Below are 23468 nucleotides of genomic sequence, written 5' to 3' on the forward strand. Positions count from 1 at the left end.
GCATGACAACTAGTGAATAATTCAGCTGCCCGCCGGAACCTCCGGATTGCCACGGACGAAAGCGCCCATGACTCAAGCAATACTACGCCCCTCGACATGCACTTCCGGTGAGCGGGTTATCCGAATTGGTGAATGCGAGATCGACCTCAGCGTACGATTGTTGCGCCGTCGCGGTGAGGTACTGGAACTGGGGTCGCGCGCATTCGACATCCTCGCTGTGCTTGCTCTGGCAGCCGGCCGCGTCGTCACGAAGAATGAACTCATGGATGTGGTCTGGCCGGATACGGTTGTCGAGGAAAACAACCTCCATGTGCACCTCTCCTCGATCCGCAAGGCACTTGGCCGCGATGGCAGGTTCATTGTAACGGTGCCGCGACGTGGCTACCAACTGATAGCCTCCCGAATCGACGCCCCCAGCTTTGACGAGGTTGCGCAGGACCGCCCCATTCGCGTCAAATCGGACGTGGCGTTGAGGGAAGAGCGACTGATCGGGCGGGAAAGCGCAATCGCGGAAATCAGGTCGCTGCTGCCATCCACGCGCGTTCTAACGCTTGTGGGCGCCGGGGGAATCGGCAAAACAACGATTGCCCGGGAAATTGCCCGCAGCGTTTCGGCGCAATGCGACCCCGAGATTCACTTCGTCGAGCTTGCCGCCCACAACACCTGTCGCGGCGTGGCTCGGGCGTTGGCCGCCAGCTATGGTATCCCGGTCGACAGCGGGGAATCCGACCTCGAGCGCGTTGCACTGATGCTCGCGGGCACGAAGGGCTTGCTCATCGTCGACAATGCCGAGCATGTCGTCGAATACGTGGCTCAGTTCCTGGAGTTCGCTTGCCGTTATACGTCCGAACTGCGCTTCCTCGTTACCAGCAGATTGCGGCTTCGCGTGCCCTGTGAAGTTGTTTACCGCGTCGGCCCGCTTGCACTGCCTGACGTCGAGGATGCCCCTGGGGCAGCGCTTCGCTCCCCATCCTTTCGGCTGTTCCAGCGACGTCTGTTCTCCAACGGGCAGAACATGAATATGAGCTGTGACCGCCTACGGCTGATCGACGACATATGTCGACGCCTGGACGGTGTCCCACTGGCCATCGAATTGGCGGCGGGGCGCGCCTCGATTCTTGGACTGGAGCATCTCCGGGTTGGGCTCGAGGAACCGTTGCTCTACCTGGGCGGCGGCTTCAGAACCGCGCAGGAAAGACAGAAAAGCTTGCGAGCCTCGTTGGACTGGAGTTTCGAGATGCTCAGCGACCGGGAGCGGGCGGTATTTCGGCGCTTTTGCGTGTTCGGCTATCCGTTCAACGCTGAGGCCGCGTGCCTGATCGCCCGCGATGACGCTCTCAATGACTCGGCGGTGATGGATTGCGTCTGCGAGCTCGTCGACAAATCGATGGTCGAGATTCGCTTCGAAGGCACCGTGGTCACGTATCATGTGTTGGCGCTGGCCCGCGCGTACGGAAGAGAAAAGCTTGCCGAGGCCGGTGAACTGGACGCAATCATGGAACGATACGCCCTGTACGCCAGCGGCCAAAGCACCGACGAGGATTTCACCCAAACCTCGCGGCAAGCGCCCTACACGGCCGCGCAGCCTGAAACCCTGCGGGATCTTTGGCAACTGGCCTCTTAACAATCGATTTGAGCCTCCGTCTTCGTTACGGCAAAGGACACTGGATGCTTTCGTCATCGACGTGGCGAAGACTCATCCATCCGCACAGACAGGAAATCAGACTTTGCGGTGATAGAATTCAGCGGATATTTAGTTGTGGCCGTAACGGATGGCCGTACTATTGACCTGCATGGTGGTTTGATGGTTGCCCGGTATAGCCTGACATTCGGCCCGTTCCGCATCGATTTCCCGCAGCGTGTCCTCACCAGAAATGGCGATGAAGTCCGCATTGGGAGTCGTGCGCTCGACATTCTTATCGTGCTAGCCGAGCACGGTGGCGAACTGGTCTCAACGCGTCAACTGCGCGACCAGGTCTGGAAAGAAAGCGTGGTCGACGATGGCGCGCTTCGTGTGCACGTTTCCACGCTTCGGAAAGCGCTGAGCGATGGCAAACCGGACAGCCGCTACATCGTGAACGACAATGGACGCGGCTATCGGCTCGCGGTGCCGGTCAATTCCACGAGGGCTACGCAATTCACCGCCGCCACGCCGACTGCGCCGGCCCGTACCCCCGATGAAGGTGCGCGAGCGTTGCCCGTGACCCTCACCCGGGTCATCGGCCGGGAGGATGTCATTGACGGCCTGACCGACCAGCTTCCCGAGCGCAGGCTATTGACCGTCGCCGGTCCAGGCGGCATCGGCAAGACCACGGTCGCCGTGGCTATAGCGCATCGCTTTTCCGAGCGTACCGGTATCCGGGCACTATTCGTCAACTTCGCCCCCGTTTCCGACAAGGCGAGCGTCGCCAGTACCGTGGCGTCGACGCTCGGCGTCGCCGTATTCAGCGGCAATCCAGTCCCGGACGTGATTGCCTCACTGGGCGACACGCCAATACTATTGGTCCTGGACAATTGCGAGCATGTCGTCGAGGCGGTTGCGCAGGTCGCGGAACAATTGCTGCAAGGCGCATCTGGCGTGTACCTTCTGGTAACAAGTCGGGAGCCGTTGCGCGCGGATGGCGAGTCGGTGCATCGGCTTTCGGCCCTGCCGTTTCCGGAAGTGGGTGCGCGGATGGGCATCGAGGAGGCCGGAAGTTATCCGGCCATCTCGTTGTTTCACGACCGGGCGAAGGCTGCCGACGACGCCTTTCAGTTCACGGTTTCGAACATCGGCGCCGTAGCCGACATTTGCCGGCGCCTGGACGGAATTCCTTTAGCGATTGAATTTGCCGCGGCGCGCGTCGCGCACATGGACGTGCGTGCGATCGCCGCGCGCCTGGACGACCGCTTTGCGCTACTCACACAAGGGCGCCGAACCGCATTGCCGCGGCATCAAACGTTGAAAGCGACGCTTGACTGGAGCTACGAGCTGCTGGACTCGCATGAGCAGCACGTCCTGCGGCGGCTGTCGGTGATGCGCTCTTCGTTTGGCATGCGTGAAGCCGTTGCCGTGGCAGGCTGTGGGCAGATCGATGAACTGGCGGTATTTGACGCAATCAGCGGCCTTGTCGCCAAGTCGCTTGTCGCACGTGATATCAGTGATGCCGACAACCCGTATCGGCTCCTCGATACGACCCGCCAATACGCACACCTTCGATTGCTGGAAGCCGGCGAAGCGAACGAGGCCCGGCGCCTGCATACGATACATTGCTGCGAGGCCTTCGCGGACCTGGGCGCCGCCTGGGAGGGCAAGGCGCAACCCCAATGGCTCGCCCAGCTCAGCAAGCGAATTGACGATATCCGCGCGGCGTTCGAGTGGGCCTCGCATCAGGAGGGGGATCCCGAACTCGAAATCGACCTCGTTATCGCCACGGCACCACTTTGGCTCCATCTGTCGCGGCCGCACGAGTTCCTTAGCATGGCCGAACACGCCATTGCAGCGGTTGAGAGCTCGGAGCAGGCCGGTAGCACGCGACACGTCGAACTGCTGTTGGCCTACGGACACTCGCTCTGGCACACGCGTGGGCCAACCATCGAAATGGCACGTGCTTTTGAACGTGCCTACGCCCTGAGCCGACGATTGGGTGACGAGGCGTTGGAATTTCGCATTCTGTGGGGCGTATTCGCGCATCGGCTTGTCACAGGTCGATACGTGGAAGGTCTTGCACTGGCCGAGGCGATGCAGGCATTCGCGAATCGTTTCGGAGACTCCACGCTCAATCAGATGTCGGGCCGCAATCTCGCCTATGCGCACCACTACCTCGGCGACCATGCGAAAGCGCGCACGCTGATTGAACAGGTCATCGCCCTCGAAGCTGGCCCCACGCGGGAAAATCTAGCAAAGGCAAATGATGCACAAATGGATGGCCGCATCGCAAGCATGGCGGTGTACATGCGAATTCTTTGGCTGCAAGGCGAGACTCAGCGCGCTGTGAAGCTGGCAAGGGATTGCGCCGAGCTCGTCGCTTCGATCGAGCACGACCTGTCGATCGTCTACGGCCTCGCACTCGGCTCAATACCCGTAATGATCTGGGCAGGCGAGCATGACCTCGCCCGGCAGCTCACCCGCAAGCTTCGCGAGTGCACGAGCCGGCGGGGATTGGCGCATTGGGACATCTACGGGGAAGGATTCGAAAACATTCTTGGCGGCAGGCCTATCGCCCTTTCCAGAGCAACCTTTCCCCAACTCGAAGCGTTTGCAAGCGCCGGGTGCAAACTCTCCATGGATGCGCTGATTCTGGCGGATCGCATTGCAGAGCCGTCCTGGGTGAGCGAGGTGCTTCATGAGCATGCGCGCTCGAGCGTGTAATGGGCCGCACCTTGCACGGGTGAGACTCGCGGAGGCGGCGCCTGCGCGGACGCGCTGCCGGGTTTGCACCTGCGGCTAACGCTTCTTAGCAAACTTTAACTGAACGGTCCCGGCGCATCGCCTGGAGAATAGCGGCTACCGGGACTCGACATCGTTTCAGGCTCAGCAGGTGGAGTTGACACTGTGTGTGGTGCGAGTGGGAGTCCCCCCAACCGCTGAACTCTCATATGTCGGCTTTCATGGACCACGTTCCGCCTGCAAGTACCGTCGATTCCGCGTCACCACGTCTCGCGACGCCATGGTCGTCCCACCCAGTACTGGACCCCGAGACGCAGCAATTTCTCGATCTGGTCTCCGAAGCCGGCATGCATCCGGATTCGCTGCTCGCCGAACAGCCGTCGTTCCCCTGCCGCGCCGACAGTGACAACAGTCCCGCGGACGACTATGCCGTCACGACCGAAGCGCTGACCTTCAAGACTGGACCGACTGGCTCCGTTGACGTGCACATCGTGCGACCGGCCGGCACGCCGGGCTTACTGCCCGTCGTGCTCTACTATCCGGGCGGCGGCTGGCGCATGGCGAGCTTCGCAACCCATCGCAGGCTCGTGTCACGGCTTTCGGCTGAAGCAGAGGTGGCGGTTGTCTTCGTCTCTTGTTCGCCTGCACCTCACGCCCTGTTTCCGACACAAAACGAAGAGGCATACGCCGCACTGCAATACGTCGCTGCAAATGCCGAAGCGCTGCAGGTCGATGCTCGCGCGATTGCGGTGGCCGGCGACGGTGCAGGCGGAAACATCGCTGCAGTCATGGCGCGATGGGCGAGAGACCGGCATGGCCCGAGTCTGTGCCTGCAAGTGCTGTTCTGCCCCATCCTGTCGGCAGATTCAACCACGCAGTCATATCGTCAGTTCGCGACGGGGCCCGGTATGACGGCGAGAGCGCTGGAGCGCTTTATCGAGTCGCAGTTTCCCGAGAGATCGCGGTCACTCGCGGCGGCGATGCCGATACAGTCGAAACCCGACGAACTCGAAGACCTGCCTGCCGCACTCGTCATCACAGCAGAGAACGACATTACGCGAGATGACGCCGAAGAATATGCCCGCAAGCTCATGCGCGCCGGCGTCAGAGTCAATGCCGCTCGTTATATCGGCACGATTCATGACTTTATGGTTTTCGATGGCCTGGCTGAAACCAGTCCGACAGACGCTGCGTTCAGACACGCCAGCAGCGTTATAAAGCGCGCACTCCGGCGGTAACCGACCTGACTTCACCACTCACCGATGGCGAAGACACGCGTGTCCATTTCCCTTGCTGGAGGCGACCTTATGAAAATCGGCCGAATCGAACTCGATATTGACGCGCGACGCTTGCGGCGTGATGGCCAGGATGTGCGGCTGGGCTCGCGCGCCTTCGACCTGCTGGTGACGCTCGCCTCGGCACAGGGTCGAGTGGTGTCGAGGTCCGAGCTGATGCAGACGGTCTGGCCTGGCACCATCGTCGAAGACTGCAATATCGACGTCAACATCTCTGCGCTGCGCAAGGCGCTGGGTGATGACCGGGACCTCATCATCACGGTCGCGCGCCGTGGCTACCGGTTGGCCCCGTCTCAGCACGTACCCCCGAAATTCCGTACCGCCGCCAGTCCGCGGCCGCTCCCGCGCCGCGTCGGAAATTTCGTCGGGAGAGACGTAGTCGTCGCCAAGGCAGCCGAGGCAATGGTGGAGTCCCAGGTGCTTACGCTGACGGGCACAGGTGGTGTCGGAAAATCCAGCCTTGCACTTGAAGTCGCCTATCGGATAGTGCCGTCATGCCCGGCGACGGTGGCCTTTGTCGATCTTGCGTCCCTGGCCACGCTTGACGAGGTGCTGAGTGCCATCGCGTGCGGTTGCGGCGTCGAAATGCCGGAGGAAATCGTCTCTTCCGAGTGTTTAAGAGCAGCGCTATCGAATGCGCCGTGGTTGTTGATACTCGATGGCGCGGAGCATGTCGTCTCAGCTGTTGCACAAATCGTAGAAGCATTGTTGGCAGCAAGCCTGAATATCCAGTTCCTTGTTACGAGTCGGGAGCCGCTGAGGATTCGAAGCGAGACGGTTTTCAGGGTGGATCCGCTTGATGTTCCCAAACTCACGGACCGTTGCGACGAGATGCTGAACAGCCCGGCTGTCCAGCTGTTCGTCCACCATGCGCAGCAGATGCACCCGAGGTTTGTTCCTCGCATCGCTGAGATAGAGAGCATCGCAAAGATTTGTCAGCGCCTGGATGGTATTCCACTTGCAATCGAGTTGGCCGCCGGACGAGCGGAATTGTTGGGCGTAGAAGGCGTGCAACGCCTGCTGAACGATGGACTGTCGTTCCTGTCCGGGGGATACCGCACTGCGACGGCGCGGCATCGCTGCCTACAGGCAGCCTTTGATGTCAGCTTCGACCTGTTGAGCGCCCCGGCCCAGTCCCTGCTCGTTCACCTTTACCGGCTCGACAGACCGTTCAGCTTTGATTCGCTGCGTGGAGTCGTCAACAACATGGAAGTGACGATAGGCGGCTTGATTGAAAGCATGGATGAGCTTGTCTCGAAGTCACTTGTCAACGTGTGTTTCGACGGGCCAGAGGCGATGTATAGCCTTTTCGAATGCACCCGGACGTACGTCGCGGAGAAGTTCCAATACGCCTTCGACGAGCACGCCCCTAAGAGGGCAGCTCAAAAATCTCTCGAAGGCGATGTTAACTTTCTCGGCAAGCTGTTAGCCTTGAGCACCTGAACAACGAGCCCCTTCGTCCATCGGGCCCGCCGTAGTCAGAGCCTGAACGAGGCTGACAAATGGCGCGATCCCGGCAACGCTCCTCACGCCGCCGGGATCGCCACGAGCCTGATCTCCGACGAGTCCTACCACCCGTACTTGAGTTCGACGCCGGCGTAGTCCGCATTGCGGCCGCCCGCCTCACGAATCGAGTTTCCCACCTGGAAGTGCACGGCTTCGACCGAACCTACCAGATTTGCCGCAATCGTCCAGTCCGCGCGCAACTGCACATACATGCCGGTCCACCGGCTGCCCTTGCCCGCCGTGCCCGGCACTGGCTGATTCGGCTGCTGGTACACGGCGTCGCCGGTCGTCTCGCGCCACTGGAAGCCCAGCGCGCCAAGCAGCGTGAGACTGGCCGAAGGCTTGAGCGTGATGGATGGTTTGATGTGGATCAGGTTCGCGTAGCCCGTATAGCCTGCGAGCGTGAAGTAATAGCCGTTCGGAAATAGCGGATTGAAGGTCTCGAGCCGCCCATCATGCGGGTGCCGGTCGCCAGAGGCAGCGTCGATCTGCAGCGCGACGCGCGGCGTCCACGGCAGGTCGAGCTTGTAACCCGCGAGCGAGCCGACTGCCCACGCGAGAACCGTACTATTACCGACCGTTCCCGTCTGCAGCATCGCCTCGGCATCCCAATCGACGCGGCCGCGCGTGCCGAAATAATGCAGGTCCCAGACGTCGCGGTGCTCAGAACCTTGAGCGTCGAGGAATCGCGCGTTGGTGTTGTTGTAGCGCGACCAGTAGCCGGACATATCACCCGGCCCGACGGATTGGCGCTCGAAACGCACGCCGCTGAAAGTGAGATTGCGGTTCGACACGTCGTCGAACACCGTCGCGTTGCGGTACTGCACGGGCTGCGTCGCGTAGGCGATAAAGCGCCACTTCTGGTATTCGTAGTCTGCCCAGATAGCATCGAACGCCTGTCGTACGTTCGGGCCATCGCGTACGGCAATGAAACGCTGCAAGTCGAATGCCATTTCCTGGCGGCCAACGCGAAACTTGAACGTACCACCGCCGACCGCTCCGGTGTAGGCCACGAATGCCTGCTCGAGATCGAGCGGATTCTTGTCCACCGGCGTGACCACGTTCTTGCCAAACGCCCGCGCATCCACGAGTTGCACGAAAAACTGCCAGTGCTCGGCGAGATGTGCATCGGCATGCACTTCGATGCGCTGAATCAGATAAGTATCCGACTGCGCAGAGCCGATACCGAACAGCGGGGCGTCATTGGTTTCGATACGCTCACGCAGGTTCGCGCCAAGCGACAGATACGAGGCGGGGTCGCCGCCGAGCGGAATGTACTTGAGGCTGTCGAGTGGCTTGCGCGGAACGCAGGGGTTCGCAAGCACTGACCAGTCCTCCTGCCAGCGGTTGAACATCACGGCAGGACGTTTGACATTGCACGCGTCGGTCGTTGTGGCGTCATTCGCCACCGTGCCTGTGGTCGCGCCGGCCGAGTCAGCCGCGAGGCTCGCACCTGCAACCCGTTGCGCCGCCGTATCCGCGAACGCTGCGTCGGCGCCCATCAGCAACAGCCCGGCGATGGCCGTCAAGCGCGCGGCCTTCTCGAATCGACGCCCGCGCATTGTGCTCAATACCATGGATTTCCTTGCCTTTGTCGACTTGTGTTTGTGTTTGCCCGTCCCGCTCACGCGCCGGGCCTGAGCGGGGTGATTCCCTGCGCCGCCTGGATTCATGAGTGCCCCGGTGCGCTCGCGCGCTCATGCTCTCCCGTGGTCACCGCGAGCCCGACGAGGGCGCACGCCGGCGCAAGCAGCGCCCAGAAGCCCATGTAGACCACCCCCAGTGCCCCGGCCACCGCGCTAACCGCAAACGCGACAATGGCCGGCATCATCGACCCGAAGCGCGAGCGCGCCGCGGCGCGCACGCTGTCGACCGTGCCCGGCGACAGCATGTCGATCACGTCCAGAACGGCTTGCGTGACGTTGCCCGTCATTACGGTATTCGGCACGCCAGGACGCTGGATCAGGCGCGGATGCGCATTCTGCACACCCATCGCGAACGCACCCACGACGCCGGCCACGATGACAGGCAAGCTGTCGGGCCGGCTGACCGGCGTCGCCCATGCGCCGGCGAGGCAAAAGCCGACGATCAGCACGGCCTGCACCGCATAGAGCAAGCGTGCGCCCTGACGCGCATGCCCCTGCGAGAGCCAACGCACGAGCAGGCTGCTGAGAACGACCCCGCCGATAAACGCGGGGAACACGATCAGCTTGAGCAGAACGCCCTGCCCCGAGCCGGCCATGCCGGCGCCAATCAACACGAAGTTGCCCGTCACGTGTGCGGTGAACAGACCGAACAGTGCAACGAAGCTCAGCGTGTCGACAAAGCCGGCGATCGCGGCAAGGATCGTGTCCTCGGACTTCATTGCGCCGCGCCTGCGTGAATTTCGGCGATATAGCCGCCCGGGAACTGCACGACCGCAGCATCACGCCCGGCCGAGGTGAACGGCGGCACCAGCACATTGACGCCAGCGGCCTTCGCCTTTTGAAGCGTATCGGCCAGATTCGATACTTCGTAGCCGGTCACTTCGCGCCCGAACGGGTAAGGCAGATGACCGTCCGTCACGAGCACGGTCATCTTGCCGAACGGCGATTCGATTCGAATGCGGCGATAGGTGTCGTCAGGTCTGCCGATCTCGACACCCGGCGCCTTCAGGTCATCGGACACCACCTTGCCGTGCGAGAATTTGACGAAATCGTGAACCAGCTTGTGCACGCTTTGCGGCGACACGTAGACCCGATTCTCGGGAATGGTCTGCAGCTTGTCGTAGTGCGGGGCCTCGGTGTGCCAGTAGAGCTGCATGTTGGTACCACCCGGCCACGTGATGATCGCATCGCGGCCGATCGGGTCGGGGAACGTATCGACGATCACATCGGCACCGAGTGCACGCGCCGACTTCACCGCCGCGTCCATGTCCGTCACGAGGTAGCCCGTGCGCTCCGCGCCGAAGGGATACGGCATGGGCGTCTTGAAGCCGAACACGGAGATCGTGCCTGCCGGGGTAAATACGAGCTGCGACATCGTCTGACTCGGTGTCGGCGTGACCTGGAACACACCCTGCTTCGACTTGCTGCCGCCGAACGTCGCCGCGAAGCTGTCGGTGAAGCGGTCGAAGTCCTCTGGTGCCACGTATACGTGCGTCGTGTCGTACTGCGGACCGACTGCGACCGACGGCGATTCGACCTGCGCTACGGGCGGCGTCGCGAAAGAAACGGGCGCGGCGACGAGACCACCCGCGATCATCAGGGCAACTAAGGCAGTGCGAATTGCTTTCATAGCGGAATTCCCTTGATATTTCATCGTACTGATCAATCGGTCAGGCGCGGCTCTCGCCGGCCGGACGCTGCGAATCGCCGAGCAGGATCGCGAGCACGAGCCCCGCGATCAGTCCCAGATGCTCGAAAAAACTGTTGAGCGCCATGAAGCGCTCGACACCGGCATGGTTCCAGAAGTCGTTGGCAACCAGCATCGCGACGACGGTCAGCATGCCGAGGCCGCCTGCGCCGATCCACGCGAAGCGGCGCAATACCACGCACAGCGAGCCGACGATCTCGACCGCCACCGCGAGCGCTGCCCAGAGGGCGGCCGGCTGCAGGCCGAAATGCGCCTGCTCCGCAATCGCGCCCTCGAAGTTCAGCGCTTTGGTGACACCGCCGATGAGGTAGGCGGACACGAGCGCAAGGCGCACGAGCGGCCCGACCCACGGCGGCGATAGCAGCACGCGAACCCATGCGGGGTTGCTGCTGCCGTTCCATATCGTCATGTCAGATCGCCCAGCAAGAGCAGCCGAATGCGCCCCAGAAGCCCTTTGCGTCCGACGTCGGCAATGCACTGGCCCACGCGCTCGCGTGCGCATGGCCGTGCAGATCGCAGGCGCTCGCGCAGGCGCACATCGCCGCAACAGCGGCACGCCCGAGCGGCGCGCCCTCGCGCTGCGTAGCGCCCCAGCCCCCATAGCCGCCGTATTGGCGCACCGGCGACCAGTCCGGCATTGCAGGCGGGATTGGCTGATCGTGTTGCGAGAATGGGCCCGCGCCCCAGACGATCTTTCCGCCGACCACCGTGAGCAATGCGGTGGTGCCGGCAATGTCGTCCTCCGCGCACGAGAAGAAGTCGCGGTCCGGAACCATGAGGTCGGCAAGTTGCCCGGGCACCATGCGCCCTTTCTTGCCCTCTTCGTTCGAGAACCAGGTGACGTACTCCGTCCACATGCGCAGCGCGGTATCGCGATCGAGCAGGTTACGTTGCGGATACATCCGCAGACCGCCAACTGTCTTGCCGCTCACGAGCCATGCGAGCGACACCCACGGGTTGTACGACGCGACGCGCGTCGCATCGGTGCCGGCCGAGACCTTGATGCCCTTCTCGAGCATTCTCGCGACGGGAGGCGTGGCTTGTGCCGCTTGCGCGCCATAGCGCTCGACGAAATACTCGCCCTGATAGGCCATGCGATGCTGAACCGCGATGCCGCCACCCAGCGCCGCAATTCGATCCATCGATCGCTCGGAAACGGTTTCCGCGTGGTCGAAGAACCAGTTGATTCCGTCGAGCGGAATATCCTTGTTGACCTTCTCGAACACATCGAGCGCGCGGCTGATGGTTTCGTCATAGGTCGCATGCAGGCGCCACGGCCAGCGGTTCTGTGCGAGTACCCGCACCACGCCTTCGAGTTCGCCTTCCATTCCGGGCGGCAGTTCGGGGCGCGCCACGCGGAAGTCCTCGAAGTCGGCCGCCGAAAACACCAGCATTTCACCCGCACCGTTGTGGCGGAAGTAGTCCGAACCATCGTGATACCTGACCGAGCCGGTCCAGTTCACGAAGTCTTCCTTTTCGGCCTTCGGCTTTTGCGTGAAGAGGTTGTATGCGATGCGCACCGTCATCTCGCCCGCGTCATGGAGCTTGCGGATGACTTCGTAATCGTCCGGGTAGTTCTGCGAGCCACCGCCGGCATCGATCGCGCCGGTCACGCCAAGGCGGTTGAGTTCGCGCATGAAATGACGCGTCGAATTGTATTGATACTCCAGCGGCAGCTTCGGGCCTTTCGCGAGTGTCGCGTAGAGGATCGACGCATTGGGGTTCGCCAGCAGCAGCCCGGTGGGGTTGCCCGCGCTGTCGCGCATGATCTTGCCGCCCGGCGGCTCCGGCGTATCCTTCGTATAGCCCACCACGCGCAACGCGGCGGCATTGAGCAGCGCCCGGTCGTACAAGTGCAGGATGAAGACCGGCGTATCCGGCGCGACGGCGTTCAGCTCATCGAGCGTCGGCAGCCGCTTCTCTTCGAACTGGTGCTCGGTGAAGCCGCCGACCACGCGCACCCATTGCGGCGCGGGCGTGATCGCAACCTGCTGCTTGAGCATCTCCATGGCAACGGCGAGCGAGCGCACGCCGTCCCAGCGCAGCTCCATGTTGTAGTTCAGACCGCCGCGGATCAAATGCAGGTGATTGTCGACGAGGCCCGGCAGCACCGGCCGGCCACCGAGATCGATAACTTTGGTCGCGCGGCCCGCGAGCGGCATGACGTCGGTATCGCTGCCGACCGCGACGAAGCGGCCATCGGCAATCGCCACGGCACTGGCGATCGGGTTCGAACGATCCAGCGTGGTGAACCGTCCATTGTGCAAAATGAGATCGGGATGGGTAGCGGTTGCGCCCATTTGCGTTTCCTCGTTTCTGTCAGTTCGATTAAAAGCCCAACAACTGCCTCAGGGTTGGAACCGCCTGTGCGCCGATCAACATGCCAAGCAGGCCGATGAGGGCAACGAGCGGAGGCGCGGGCGAGCGGACCTTGATCACGCTGTAGATCACGCCTATCAGCGTCCCTGCACCGAGGGACACCAGATAAGATTCCATACGATCAGTCTCTCCGTGAGATTGGAATGCTGATGCGAGACCTCGCGGTTCAACCCGAGTACCTCGCGGGGAATGCACTGCAGCGCAGCGATCGGCAGACCGCGTGCGCTGCCGCCGACTCCACACGGAGCGCATCGCCCCGCTTTCGGCGATCGCGGAGGCGATTAGCGTGCCGGTACAGCCGGCAGCACCTCGTGCGGCGTAGCCGTGCGCTGCGCTGCCTTATGGACCATCGTGTACGCGTAGTCGACGCCCATGCCGTACGCGCCCGAATGTTCCTTCGCGATCGCCATCACGGCGTCGTAGGTCGCGCGGTGAGCCCAGTCACGCTGCCATTCGAGCAATACCTGCTGCCACGTGACGGGCACGGCGCCCGCCTGGACCATGCGCTGCATCGCGAAGTCGTGCGCGTCTTTCGACGTGCCCCCCGATGCGTCGGCCACCATGTAGATCTCGTAGTCACCTTCGAGCATGGCGCAGAGCGCGAACGTCGTGTTGCAGACCTCCGTCCACAAACCCGCTACGACCACCTTCTTGCGGCCATTCGCGGCGAGCGCGTCGCGTACCTTCTGGTCGTCCCACGAATTCATCGACGTGCGTTCGAGTACCTTGTGCTCGGGGAACACGTCGAGCAGTTCCGGATACGTGTAACCCGAGAAGCTTTGCGACTCGACCGTGGTGATCGTGGTCGGAACGTTGAACACCTTGGCCGCCTTGGCCAGACCGACGACGTTGTTCTTCAGCACCTGGCGGTCGATCGACTGAACGCCGAACGCCATTTGCGGTTGGTGATCGATGATGATCAGTTGGCTGTTCTGAGGAGTGAGAACTTCGAGCTTCGAATTGTTCATGACGGGTAGGTCCTTTGAACCGGAGAGAGGAGGAAGCCGCCATGCCGGCATGACCGGCAGGCGTCCAATGTGCATTGGCGCTGGGCAATTCGACATCCAGCTCCGGTTATTTGACACGCAAGGACAGAGCAGCAACAACTAAAAATGGATTAAATTTTATTGCCCAAAGAATTAAGCTTAAAAGCTCTTAATTGGTATTTTCTTAATCCAGAGTAGCCGGTAGTCTTTTCACGAATTCGCTGGGTAGATCCTGTAACGGTACAGGTCGTCAATGAGACTCGCACTATGAAACCGTATATCCTTTCCTTGTTGGCCGGCATCCTTGCCGGGGTCGTCTATGGTGCGATCGGCGTGCAATCGCCGGCCCCGCCCACCATTGCGCTGATGGGCCTGCTCGGCATGCTGGCCGGCGAGCAGATACTTCCCCTCGCACGCAGGGTGCTCTCCGGTTACAAGTTGGGTGCCGCATGGCGCGAGGCGAAATGCAGCCAGCACATGTTCGGCTCGCTGCCGGGCGCTCAAGGCTCCAACGCGGCCGCAAGGGACCAGCAGTCATCCTCATTCTGAGCGGCGCTTCACCGAAGCCGCGGTAAATTCGAGGCGGTTGTCTTCACAGCGGTCTTGCTGCGGCGGAGCAGCTTGACCTGGGACTGCGCGATGTCACTCCATGTCTGCTCCGCTCGACGCACGGCGCAATCAAACGACTCGTCTTCCACCGTGCAGCGACCGTCTACCGTGATCAGCCACCCCTTGCGCGTACGCGTGCAACTCACGCGTCCGCCTTCCATGAGGTCGGCGTACCAGCGCCAGACACGCGCATCGTCAGCGTTCGCACGAACGGCGGCAGCGAGACGCGCGATCTCGAGGCTATGCGGGTGCGAGCCTTGCAGTTTCAAACCCATTTCATTCCCTTTTCGAAGCCACTCAAAACTGGGTGCCAGGAGCAAGAGGCCTGTTCGCTGAGGCGACGCGCGCCTGAAAGTCCTTGTGACAAGCTGAACAGTTCTGAACAGACGCGCGTTGCCTCGCAGGCGCGTCACGCAGATCTTGTCGTAGCGCCTCAGGACTTGAGGAACGCGAGCAGGTCCGCATTGACCTGATCGACGTGCGTGCTGCACATGCCGTGCGGCGCGCCCTTGTACACCTTGAGCGTCGCGTTCTTGACGATCTTCGCCGAGAGCTTCGCCGAATCGTCGATCGGCACGATCTGGTCGTCGTCGCCGTGCAGGATCAGCGTGGGCACGCTGATCTTCTTGAGGTCGTCGGTGTAGTCGACTTCAGAGAATTGCTTGATGCACTCATACTGGCCTTTGATCGAACCGGCCATGCCCTGGCGCCAGAAGTCCTGCACGAGGCCCTGCGAGACTTTCGCGTCGGGGCGGTTGAAGCCGTAGAACGACGTGGCCAGATCCAGATAGAACTGCGAGCGGTTCGCGGCCACGCCCGCGCGGATGTTGTCGAACACCGACATCGGCAGACCGTTCGGATTGTTCGCAGACTTGACCATTTGCGGCGGCACTGCGCCGATCAGCACGGCCTTCGCCACGCGCTTTTCGCCATGGCGGCCGATGTAATGCACCACCTCGCCGCCGCCCGTGGAATGGCCCACGAGCATCGCGCCCTTCACGTCGAGCGCGTCCAGCACAGCCGCGAGATCGTCGGCGTAGGTGTTCATGTCGTTGCCCTCGGACGGCTGGCCCGAACGGCCATGGCCGCGGCGGTCGTGCGCGATCACCCGGTAGCCCTGATTCACCAGGAAGAGCATCTGCGCGTCCCACGCGTCAGCCGAGAGCGGCCAGCCGTGCGAGCAGACGACCGGCACGCCCGTGCCCCAGTCCTTGAAGAAGATCTGCGTGCCGTCCTTCGCGCTCACGTAGTTGCCGCCGTGATGATGCGAGGTGCCGTGCGTATGCGCCGAGCCGCCCGTCACGGACGCGGCTGCGTTCGCGGACAGGCTCGACATGGCTGCCACGGCGCCGGCCATGCCCGCACTTGCCGAAAGCAGCCTGCGGCGCGACGCCGAAGGCCTGGTCGAATCGATTTGCTGCGTGTTCATGCTAGATCTCCGTCGTTGCATCGCCGCGCGCGGGCGTGGCGACGACCTTGCGTGTTGAGATGGATAGCGATGCGGCGAGGAGCGAGAACTCGCTGAATAGCGCCACATGCCGGCAGGCACTCTAATGATGCAAGCGACCGAAGTCCTTGGCGCAAACTGAAAAGTCCTGAAATGAAGCCGCAATGCCTTTGCGCCCAGCGAGGCGCAAAAGCTTTAGCCACGATTCGGCGCCGTTGTCGCGCTCACGCACGACCCCAAAGCTCGATCGAACGGATATCTCGCATGCGCCAGAGATTAAATATTCTTAATCAGACTCTGCCTGATCCAGACGAACCTATACTTTTTCCGCGAGCCTTTCGCGTAGTTCCTGTCACGCCACGTTCACCAACCAAGACTCGCATCATGAAACCGTACATCCTTTCGCTGCTTGCCGGTACTCTCGCCGGGGTCGTCTACGGTCTGATCGACGTGCAATCCCCGGGCTTCTAGCGGATGAACAACGTCGAGTTTTTTCATTACCTCCTGCTGTTGATCTGCGGAGCGGGCGCCCTGACGTGGCTCGCGGAGCGCATCGCGATCCCGCCTGCCGTCGTTCTGCTGCTCGGCGGCTGTGTGATCGCAGTCGCCGGCAGGCGCGTACCCGACGTGGACCCGAACCTGCTGCTCGCGGCCGTGCTGCCGCCGCTGCTGATGTCGAGTTCGTTCTATACGGCGTGGAAGGAATTCCAACGCGGCATCGGCACGATCGTTTCGCTCGTGCTCGGGGCCGTGACATTCACCACCGTCGCCGTGGCCGTCGCCGTGCATGCCTTCAACCCGAACCTGCCATGGGCGGCGTGCTTCACGCTCGGTGCGATCGTCTCGCCGCCCGACGCGGTCGCCGCCAAAGCGATCCTTCAGCGCCACCCGCTACCCGCCAGGCTCGTGGCCGTGCTGGAAGGCGAAAGCCTCGTGAACGACGCGTCGGGCCTGCTGCTCTATCAGATGGCGGTCTCGGCAGCGCTAGCCGCGACGATCACGGTCACGAGCGGATCGGTGCTGTTCTTTACGCTTACCCTGATCGGCATCGCGGTCGGCATCGTGTGCGGCCAGGCCATGTGTTGGGTGCTGCCGCGTCTGGGCGATCCGATGCTCGGCATCGTCGTGACCTTCGTTATGGCGTGGGCCAGCTACGGTATCGCGGAGGCCGTCGGCGGATCGGGTGTGCTGTCCGTCGTGACCTGCGGTCTCGTGCTCGGCATCCGCCAGCATCGGGTATTCGACGCTGATATGCGCATAAAAGCCAAGGCGACCTGGGAAGCGGTCGTGTTCGTGCTCGAGGCGCTGGTCTTCATCCTGATCGGCCTCACACTGCATGCACTCCTCTCACGGGTGAATCACGAATCGGCCGTGTTGACGGCCGGGCTGCGTGTCGCGTTGCCGGCAACTGCGGCAGCCATCGTTGCGCGCCTCGCATGGGTGTTCGCTGCGATCTGGCTGCCCGACCAGATACGCGCGAAACGCTCGGGCCGCGAGCCGTGGAGCTTCAAGGAAGCGGTTGTGCTCGGCTGGGCGGGTATGCGCGGCGTCGTCAGTCTGGCGGCCGCAATCGCGCTGCCAGACAATTTCCCCGGCCGCGACCTGATCGTCTTCAGCACGTTTCTGCTGATCATCGCGACGCTTGTCGTGCAGGGCGGCAGCCTCGCGCCGCTCATCCGGCTGCTGAAACTGCGCCCGACAGCCCGTCACACCATGTCCGAGCATGAGGCGCGCGCCCATGCGTTCGGCGCCTCGCTCGCTGCGCTCGAGGAAATCGACGAGCGCTCGTCCGGCATCGAACGCGCGACGTTCGAGCGGCTGCTAGCCGAATACCGGATTCGCGTCACCGCGAACGAAAGCGCATACCAGTTGGGTGCGGACCGAATCGAACACCGTGCGCATTTCCTGCGTGTCGAACTCGAACTCGTTGGCGTGTCGCGCGAGGCATTGCTCGGCCTGCATCGCGACGGCAAGGTGGACGACGCGGTCCTGCATCGCATCGAATCCGAACTTGATTTCGAGGAGCTGCGGCTGTTGCGGCTGCTCGAACCGTGACGGCTTGCCTCCACGTCGGCCCTTAACGAAAGGTATTCATCATGCCCACTACGATCAAGGCTCTGCTCACGCCGCGCGAAAGCGACATCGGCAACCTGATCGTGCGCCGCGTGCTTCCCGCCCGTGCCGCGCGCCTCATCGGACCATTCATTTTCTTCGACCATATGGGGCCAGCCGTGCTGCCCGCTGGCAGCGGCGTGGATGTGCTGCCGCATCCGCATATCGGCCTCGCGACCGTCACGTACCTGTTCGAAGGCTCGTTCATGCATCACGACAGCCTCGGCTATCGGCAGAAAATCGTACCCGGCGACGTGAACTGGATGACGGCCGGTCGCGGCATCGTCCATTCAGAACGCACGCCGCTGGAGGATCGGCCAGTTGAACAGGCGATCCACGGCATTCAGACCTGGGTCGCGCTGCCTGTCGAACACGAAGACGCCGCGCCCGCGTTCATTCATCATCCGGCCGATACGCTGCCGACGTTCACGCGCGACGGCGCAACCGTACATGTGATCGCAGGCACGGCTTTCGGGAAGACCTCGCCGGTCGAAGTCTTTTCACCTACGCTCTACGTCTATGCCGAGTTCGCGGCTGCCGGTCGCCTTGCACTCGATGCCGAGCACGAGGAGCGCGGCGTCTATCTCGTCGACGGAGATCTGGCCATCGACGGGACGCCGTTGTCTCCGACAACGATGGCCGTGCTGGAGCCGCGTGCAACGGTCGAACTCGCCAGCGCGCATGGCGCGCGCGTGATGCTCCTCGGCGGCGCGCACCTGCCGGGCGAACGCTTCATCGAGTGGAATTTCGTGTCTGGTTCGCGCGAGAAAATTGTGGCTGCGCGGCAAGCCTGGGCTGCGCAGACCTTCGGCAAAGTGCCTGGCGAAGAGCATGAGTGGACGCCTCAACCCGAGCGTGGCGCACATTGAGCATCGACGTGGGGAGCGATTGCGTTTGGCCCGTCATGCCGCTCATTGCGCGCCTCGAGAAGCCTTGACGCGCGCTTCGTCTCGACCGAGCCACGCATGAATCTGGCTGACTACCGCTGCGCCGTCTCCTACCGCTGCGGCCACCCGCTTCGGCGCCCCTGATCGGACGTCGCCGATCGCGAAAAGCCCCGGCACATTCGTCTCGAGTGGCAAGCGCTCAGTGCCTGCGTTCGCATCGGGCGGCCCCGTTTCGACAAAGCCTCGCTCATCCAGTTGAACGCCCATCGATGTCAACCAGTCTGTTTTGGGATCGGCGCCGATGAACAGGAAAAGATGCTGTATCTCAATGAGCTCACTGCCCTGTTCGTGATGAAAGACGCGAATTCGCTCAAGACCACCGTCGCTCGCTTCCAGTGATTCAAGCGTGCATCTTGCGCAGATCGACACGTTTGGCAGAGCGCTGAGCCGGTCTATCAGGTAACGGGACATGGTGGCTTCGAGACTATGGCCACGTATCAAAACGCGTATGCTTTTCGCAAAGTTGGCGAGAAAGACGGCAGCCTGCCCAGCCGAGTTACCGCCACCGATCAGCACAACGTCTTTCCCGCTGACTAGACGCGCCTCGATGGGCGACGCCCAATAGTAGATCCCTCTGCCCTCGAAGCGCTCAAGGCCCGTCACGGAAGGCTTTCGATACACCGCTCCGCTCGCGACCACGACGGTCCGCGCACGCACGCACTGTCGATCGGAAAGCGCGAGCACGAAGTTGCCCGCCGCGCCCTCGACCCGATCGACCGCAGTGGGAATGGCCACGTGAGCACCAAATTTCAATGCCTGCTGAAACGCGCGTGCTGCAAGAGCTTGCCCCGATATGCCAGTCGGAAAGCCAAGGTAGTTCTCGATACGTGCGCTCGCACCGGCCTGACCACCTGGCGCGCGCCGATCGAAAACGACGGCCGAAAGCCCCTCCGACGCCGCGTAAACGGCCGCCGCCAGGCCAGCCGGACCCGCGCCGATGATAGCGATGTCGTAGCACTGCGACGCACAGAACGTCGGCACCAGGCCGAGCCGGGTGGCGAGCTCCACTTCGTCGGGCGCCCTCAGGACCGACCCGTCCGGGCAAAAAACAAGCGGGAAATCGTCGACCTTCGAAGTGAGGCCGGCGAGTAGCTGCACGGCGTCCGAATCCTTGTGTGCATCGATCACCGCAGCCGGATAGGCATTGCGCCGCAAAAAGCCTTGCAGGCGGACCACCCTCGCGTCGTCACCCTTGCCGACGATAATGGGACCGAGCCCCTGCTCGATGAGCCCGAGACGCCTCAGGATCAACGCGCGCATGATGTGCTCGCCCAACTGGGCGTCCGCGATGATCAGCGCCCGCAACTGCTCTGAGTTCAGGACGAGCGTATCGCAGTCAGTCATGGCAATCGCGTCCACCAGCGACGGCTTGCCGGTGAGTTGCGCCATTTCGGCCATGAAATGGCCGTCATGATGGTCTGTCACGACCGTGGTACGCCCTTGCGGGTCGCACGAATAGATCCGCACACTCCCGCGCTGCAAGATGAATAGCCCTTCTGCAATGCGCCCCGTCCTGAAGATCGAATCGCCGGCCTTGAACGACTTCGGGCGGCCATAGCGGCTCGCACTGCGTATCTCCGCATTGGAAAGGCGCGGAAACATTTGATGCTGCCGATATTCAAGGGACGAAAACGGAAGTTCAGAGTCGAGTGAGCTTGCGTTCGTATTACCTGCGTCGATCATATTCGCCTCGCCTGCCGGCCGCGTTGAGTTCGAGTCCGGATGTTAGCGACATCAAGCCCAAAAGTTCTTGTTGCGAAGCTGAATAGTTCTGAAGAGACCAGCAACTCCAGGGGAAGCGCTTTCCCATCGAATGGGCCATTGCGCCACGCGCAACACGAGTTCGCGCGCTGAGTATATTCAGCTGGGAGCTCGTGTTGTTTTGCTTGGTGAGTATCGCAACTTGCCCACGGGGCATGCCATGGAACGCGCAAAAATCACGATCGCCTACGACTTCATTTGTCCATGGTGCTGGATCGGACATCGAAATCTGGAGGCCGGCAAGGCCCTTGACGAACTTCCCGAATTAGATGTTCGTTATCTTCCGTTCGAATTGAACCCGGAAAGACCGCCTCAAGGGATGCACCGGCGCGCCTACCGAAGGCTCAAGTTCGGTAGCTGGACTCGCTCAGAAATGCTGGGCGGACGTGACTTTGCCGTGACGCGCCGCTATTTGAACTTGACGAGATCCTTGAAGATCAGTTGAGCCCAGGTATTCCCCCTGGCCTGGACGAGCGAACCGCCATCCTTGAGCGGTCCTAGCGCAATCGGCGCGAAACCGAGTTGTTCAGCCAGAGCCGCGACCGGTGCCACCGCACTTTCGTCATCGCTCGACAGAAACACGACGCGGCTGCCGCCATTCACACTCGGATCAGCGGCCAGAACGGCGGCGGGCAGATGGTTAAAACCCTTGACGAACCTGGACCCGGGAAACGCCTTAGCGACAACTGCGGAGGACGGCAGACCTTGTAGCTCTTCGACGGGAACGCCATAAGCATTTGTCGCGTCGATGACCGTCTTGCCCTTCCAACTCTTGATCTGCTTCGCGACCTCGCGGTGCTCCCAGAAAGGAACCGCCAGGAAGATCGTGTCGGACGCGATTGCATCCTGCAGCGTCCTGGGGACGACGGTAGGGCCGATCGCTCGTGCCTGCTGCATCAACGTCTCGGGAGGGCGCCGGCTGGCGACCGCTACGTCGATGTTCTTTCTTGCAAACGCTCGGGCGAGCGCCTGGCCTACCGCGCCAAAGCCAATAATCGAATAGCTCATGCGAACTCTCCATTCAGGTGACGTTTTGATCAACCACGGACTCGTGTTAGTTGGTAACCGGGCGCGCGGGACCGTTGCCCGCGTTAGGCGCCCCGCTGCGCGCGGTGCGCCACGCGAGCCGCAGCAGACACGCGGAGCCGAGCGCCTTCGCCGCCGTTTGCAGCGCAGCGCAGCGCGAGCAGACGTGACAATATCCGCTGGACAATCACCGAAACCAATCCAGCTTTTCGGCGCGATTTCAGATAGCCGAGAAGCCGCCGTCGACAGACAATTCCACCCCATTCACGAAGCTCGAATCATCTGAAGCAAGAAACAGCGCGACCGTCGCAATTTCCTCAGGACGACCCATCTTTCCCCGCGGGATCAGGGATTCGAACATCCGCTTCGCCTCCTCGGTGAGAACCTGGTCCTGCATCGGTGTGGCGATCGGCCCCGGGCTCAGCACGTTCACCCGGATATTCCTGCCCTTCAGTTCGTTGAGCCAAGTGCGTGCGAATGAGCGCAACGCCGCCTTGCTCGCCGAATACACGCCGTAACCAGGAAAACCCTTCACCGAAGCAACTGACCCGGTCATGAAGATCGATCCACCATCGTTGAACAGCGGCAACGCCTTCTGAACCGTAAACAGCGTGCCGCGCGTATTCAGGCCGAAGGTCGCATCGAAGTGCTGCTCGGTAATCTCGCCCAGTGGGACGGCTTCGCCCATGCCAGCGCTCGCGAACAGGACGTCGATCTTGCCCTTTTCACGCCTGACTGTATCGAACAGGCGGTCGAGGTCGTCGAGATTGGCCGCGTCGCTGCGCACGCCGGTCACGTTCCGGCCAATCTGCTTGACGGCTTCGTCGAGCACCTCCTGCCTGCGGCCCGTAATGAAAACATAGGCGCCTTCTTCGACGAACCGCTTGGCGCTCGCCAGCGCCATGCCGCTCGATCCCCCCGTGATGACTGCAACCTTACCCTCAAGCTTTCCCATGACATCTCCTTTCGTGGTGTCGGACAGCGTCTCGGTTCCCATTTGCACAGATGTGCTGTATCTTGTGGATCACTGATCCAGATACAGCTTCATTTTATACGGATCACCGATCCGATTGTCAAGGCGATTTATGCGAGCCGACGCCAGAAAAAATTACAGCCATCTACTTGCGGTCGCGCGTGACGTCGTCACCGAGCATGGCGCCGATGCGTCCATGCGAGATATCGCCCGCCGGGCCGACGTCGGGTTGGCCACACTGTTTCGCCATTTCCCGACACGAGAAGCCTTGTTCGAAGCGTTGCTGCGTATGAACGTGGACGAACTGATACAGCAGGCAGCCAAACTAGAAACGTCGAATCCGCCTGACGAAGCGCTGGTGTCCTGGTTTCGCGAAGGGGTTGCATTCGTTCGTAGCTATAGCGGCATTTGCGCCTTGTTCGCGACCGCGCACGCGGACCCTGACTCCGCGCTTCACGCTTCGAGCACAGCGCTGCGTTCAGCGGGCGCGCGACTACTGCGCCGTGCTCAGGCCGAGGGAACGGCGCGCGCCGATATGGATGGGGTCGACCTGTTCGCCCTGATGTCGGCGCTCGGCTGGCTCGACGGCCAACCCGGATTCGCGCCACGCGGGGATCATCTCTTTCACATTATTACGAGCGCCATCCTGACAAACCGGTCGAGCAACGATGTCGAGAAGGCGACGTGTTGAATCAGATCGCCAA

21 protein-coding genes and 1 pseudogene are annotated in these 23468 nt (G+C 62.0%); 10 read left to right on the forward strand and 12 right to left on the reverse strand.

Annotated features, from left to right (window positions below):
* Positions 1-67: 67 nt before the first annotated feature.
* From HDG33_RS17275 to HDG33_RS17290, 4 genes are all read left to right on the forward strand, one after another.
* A complete protein-coding gene (locus HDG33_RS17275; protein ID WP_184031300.1) occupies positions 68-1624 on the forward strand; it encodes a winged helix-turn-helix domain-containing protein in 1557 nt (518 codons plus the stop codon).
* A 108-nt stretch (positions 1625-1732) separates the two neighbouring features.
* Positions 1733-4351: a winged helix-turn-helix domain-containing protein gene (locus HDG33_RS17280; protein ID WP_311548327.1), complete on the forward strand. Its 2619-nt coding sequence runs from the start codon at positions 1733-1735 to the stop codon at positions 4349-4351.
* Positions 4352-4578: 227 nt separating this feature from the next.
* Complete coding sequence (locus tag HDG33_RS17285) at positions 4579-5607, forward strand: alpha/beta hydrolase (RefSeq protein WP_184031303.1); 1029 nt, start codon at positions 4579-4581, stop codon at positions 5605-5607.
* Positions 5608-5676: 69 nt separating this feature from the next.
* Positions 5677-7107 (forward strand): winged helix-turn-helix domain-containing protein, encoded by a 1431-nt coding sequence (locus tag HDG33_RS17290; protein WP_184031305.1) that lies wholly within the window; start codon positions 5677-5679, stop codon positions 7105-7107.
* 125 nt (positions 7108-7232) lie between these two features.
* Here the strand turns inward: HDG33_RS17290 and HDG33_RS17295 are convergent, their stop codons facing one another.
* From HDG33_RS17295 to HDG33_RS17325, 7 genes are all read right to left on the reverse strand, one after another.
* Positions 7233-8747: an alginate export family protein gene (locus HDG33_RS17295; protein ID WP_184031307.1), complete on the reverse strand. Its 1515-nt coding sequence runs from the start codon at positions 8745-8747 to the stop codon at positions 7233-7235.
* Between the two features lie 92 nt (positions 8748-8839).
* Positions 8840-9535 carry a YoaK family protein gene (locus HDG33_RS17300; RefSeq protein ID WP_184031309.1) on the reverse strand — a complete coding sequence of 232 codons (696 nt, stop codon included), beginning with the start codon at positions 9533-9535 and terminating at the stop codon, positions 8840-8842.
* Positions 9532-10446 carry a glyoxalase gene (locus HDG33_RS17305; protein ID WP_184031311.1) on the reverse strand — a complete coding sequence of 305 codons (915 nt, stop codon included), beginning with the start codon at positions 10444-10446 and terminating at the stop codon, positions 9532-9534. The genes HDG33_RS17300 and HDG33_RS17305 overlap by 4 nt, the downstream gene beginning before the upstream one ends.
* Positions 10447-10486: 40 nt before the next feature.
* Positions 10487-10933 (reverse strand): DoxX family protein, encoded by a 447-nt coding sequence (locus HDG33_RS17310; protein WP_184031312.1) that lies wholly within the window; start codon positions 10931-10933, stop codon positions 10487-10489.
* Between the two features lies 1 nt (position 10934).
* Positions 10935-12824 carry an amidohydrolase gene (locus HDG33_RS17315; protein ID WP_184031320.1) on the reverse strand — a complete coding sequence of 630 codons (1890 nt, stop codon included), beginning with the start codon at positions 12822-12824 and terminating at the stop codon, positions 10935-10937.
* Between the two features lie 28 nt (positions 12825-12852).
* Complete coding sequence (locus HDG33_RS17320; protein ID WP_184031322.1) at positions 12853-13020, reverse strand: DUF1427 family protein; 168 nt, start codon at positions 13018-13020, stop codon at positions 12853-12855.
* Positions 13021-13184: 164 nt separating this feature from the next.
* On the reverse strand, positions 13185-13871 hold the full coding sequence (locus HDG33_RS17325; RefSeq protein ID WP_184031324.1) for a hydrolase: 687 nt from the start codon (positions 13869-13871) through the stop codon (positions 13185-13187).
* A 285-nt stretch (positions 13872-14156) separates the two neighbouring features.
* Between HDG33_RS17325 and HDG33_RS17330 the strand changes: the two genes are divergently transcribed.
* The gene (locus HDG33_RS17330) at positions 14157-14438 is read left to right on the forward strand and encodes a XapX domain-containing protein (protein WP_184031326.1); all 282 of its coding nucleotides are present in this window, start codon (positions 14157-14159) and stop codon (positions 14436-14438) included.
* 8 nt (positions 14439-14446) lie between these two features.
* Here HDG33_RS17330 and HDG33_RS17335 read toward each other — a convergent pair whose 3' ends face one another.
* Positions 14447-14773, reverse strand: a complete 327-nt coding sequence (locus tag HDG33_RS17335) for a hypothetical protein (protein ID WP_184031328.1) — start codon at positions 14771-14773, stop codon at positions 14447-14449.
* 158 nt (positions 14774-14931) lie between these two features.
* Positions 14932-15927 (reverse strand): alpha/beta fold hydrolase, encoded by a 996-nt coding sequence (locus tag HDG33_RS17340; RefSeq protein ID WP_184031330.1) that lies wholly within the window; start codon positions 15925-15927, stop codon positions 14932-14934.
* Between the two features lie 402 nt (positions 15928-16329).
* Between HDG33_RS17340 and HDG33_RS38060 the strand changes: the two are divergent.
* The 3 genes and pseudogenes from HDG33_RS38060 to HDG33_RS17355 form a co-directional block, all read left to right on the forward strand.
* Positions 16330-16407: pseudogene (locus HDG33_RS38060) on the forward strand (DUF1427 family protein); the annotation flags it as partial.
* A gap of 12 nt (positions 16408-16419) precedes the next feature.
* On the forward strand, positions 16420-18000 hold the full coding sequence (locus tag HDG33_RS17350; RefSeq protein WP_184031332.1) for a sodium:proton antiporter: 1581 nt from the start codon (positions 16420-16422) through the stop codon (positions 17998-18000).
* Between the two features lie 41 nt (positions 18001-18041).
* Positions 18042-18926 carry a pirin family protein gene (locus HDG33_RS17355; protein ID WP_184031335.1) on the forward strand — a complete coding sequence of 295 codons (885 nt, stop codon included), beginning with the start codon at positions 18042-18044 and terminating at the stop codon, positions 18924-18926.
* 42 nt (positions 18927-18968) lie between these two features.
* Here HDG33_RS17355 and HDG33_RS17360 read toward each other — a convergent pair whose 3' ends face one another.
* Positions 18969-20687: an FAD-dependent oxidoreductase gene (locus HDG33_RS17360; RefSeq protein ID WP_184031337.1), complete on the reverse strand. Its 1719-nt coding sequence runs from the start codon at positions 20685-20687 to the stop codon at positions 18969-18971.
* A 238-nt stretch (positions 20688-20925) separates the two neighbouring features.
* Here HDG33_RS17360 and HDG33_RS17365 point away from each other — a divergent pair, with 238 nt between their 5' ends.
* Positions 20926-21210 carry a DsbA family protein gene (locus HDG33_RS17365; RefSeq protein WP_184031345.1) on the forward strand — a complete coding sequence of 95 codons (285 nt, stop codon included), beginning with the start codon at positions 20926-20928 and terminating at the stop codon, positions 21208-21210.
* Here the strand turns inward: HDG33_RS17365 and HDG33_RS17370 are convergent.
* On the reverse strand, positions 21174-21773 hold the full coding sequence (locus tag HDG33_RS17370) for an NADPH-dependent F420 reductase (protein WP_184031347.1): 600 nt from the start codon (positions 21771-21773) through the stop codon (positions 21174-21176). The two genes, HDG33_RS17365 and HDG33_RS17370, sit on opposite strands and share 37 nt — an antisense overlap.
* A gap of 238 nt (positions 21774-22011) precedes the next feature.
* Positions 22012-22746, reverse strand: a complete 735-nt coding sequence (locus HDG33_RS17375; protein WP_184031850.1) for an SDR family NAD(P)-dependent oxidoreductase — start codon at positions 22744-22746, stop codon at positions 22012-22014.
* Positions 22747-22876: 130 nt separating this feature from the next.
* Between HDG33_RS17375 and HDG33_RS17380 the strand changes: the two genes are divergently transcribed.
* Complete coding sequence (locus HDG33_RS17380; RefSeq protein ID WP_090809671.1) at positions 22877-23455, forward strand: TetR/AcrR family transcriptional regulator; 579 nt, start codon at positions 22877-22879, stop codon at positions 23453-23455.
* The last annotated feature ends 13 nt before the right edge of the window (positions 23456-23468 follow it).

Source organism: Paraburkholderia sp. Cpub6, assembly GCF_014201065.1.
Classification (GTDB): domain Bacteria; phylum Pseudomonadota; class Gammaproteobacteria; order Burkholderiales; family Burkholderiaceae; genus Paraburkholderia; species Paraburkholderia tuberum.